Genomic DNA, 1,273 nt, shown 5'->3' with positions numbered 1-1,273 from the left:
GCGCACGCGCTTCCCTTGTTGCATTTGGGTTGATTAACGACTTTGGAACCTGATGCTCTTTATTCTCGATAGGCATTGGAGTGAGCTTTATATAATCAATGTCATACCAACTCCAATTGGCATCAAAGGTTATCGTGTTGTTTCCTGCATTCAAAAAAACCTTACCTGCCGATATTTCAACAAATTCAGCTGATTCATTAAGATCAACTTCAAACCCTGAAGCCCCGGCTTGATTTTTATTAATGGTTATTAGCGTCTTTTTGAAGCCGTAAGAAGCTCTGTAACCAAAATCCAGCGTATAAAAACCTTCAGCAGAAGCCGATACATCTATCTGAACAGATCCTCCAGGAATAAAAACATAACCGTCGCCGGAATAGCCGTTTCCAGTAGCGCGTATTTCTGCTCCACCCGCCAAAATCCCCGCTTCCGCTTCATATTGGCTGGTATCTGGCACAGTAACGGTATCCGCGGATTCAAGCGTAATGTATTCAATGCCATAATAACCCCAGCCTCTTTCAAAACGAATCGTATTGTCACCTTGTTTCAGCATAACTCTCCCTGCGGAAGCGTCTGATGAAACAGAGCCAGCTTCCGCAATTGCAGGCAGCTCAATCTCCCCGTTGCTCTGACCGTTTACGAGCAGCGACGTTACCTTCCGTCCATAAGGCGAGTAATAACCAATGTTCAGCTTATATAAGCCAGTTGCTGCTGCTTGAACATGAAAGGTTGCAGCTCCCTGATCACCAGTGAAAAATGAAATGTAACCGTTTCCAATATATTGAATGTCACCTCCTGCAGTTGTAGTTAAAAATTGTGCAGCGCCCTCTACTTCTGCACTAGCTGCTTCATATTTAATAGCAGATGCAGTCGCGTTTACATAAGGGTAGAGAGGAATGGCCCCCATAACAAACGTTAGGATCAAAGCATAAAACAAAACCTTGCGTGTTCCCCATCGGTAGTTAAAATCCATTTCATTCGTCACCTCTAATTCATAATGATGAAGCTATGCTTTTGGGACGTGCCGCCTTGCGATAGTATAATCAGCCCCGCCGGAAAACGCTTTCAAAAATGAATCACCTCCTTTCTACATTTAGTAGACGTAAGTAGCTAAGTTACATGAACAGGAGCATCTTGCTGCATGGGTAAATTTACAAGCTGCATTTCGTTATTGAGAAGATAACATAAATAACATTATTTTTGCAATACAAATAATAAATAACTTTACAATAACAATTAATTATTTTGTTATTGTCGAATTTAGCCGTATAAATGC

Annotated in this window: 1 protein-coding gene; it reads right to left on the bottom strand. The window is 41.6% G+C overall.

Going from position 1 to position 1,273, the window contains the following annotated elements; translation table 11 throughout:
* Positions 1–970, bottom strand: a 970-nt coding sequence (locus AC1DSE_RS35400) for a CBM35 domain-containing protein (protein WP_477529134.1), incomplete at its 3' end; no start/stop codon positions are given.
* Positions 971–1,273: the final 303 nt, after the last annotated feature.

The organism is Paenibacillus sp. 01L418 (genome assembly GCF_056400045.1).
This window is presented reverse-complemented; position numbering and strand designations above follow the sequence as displayed.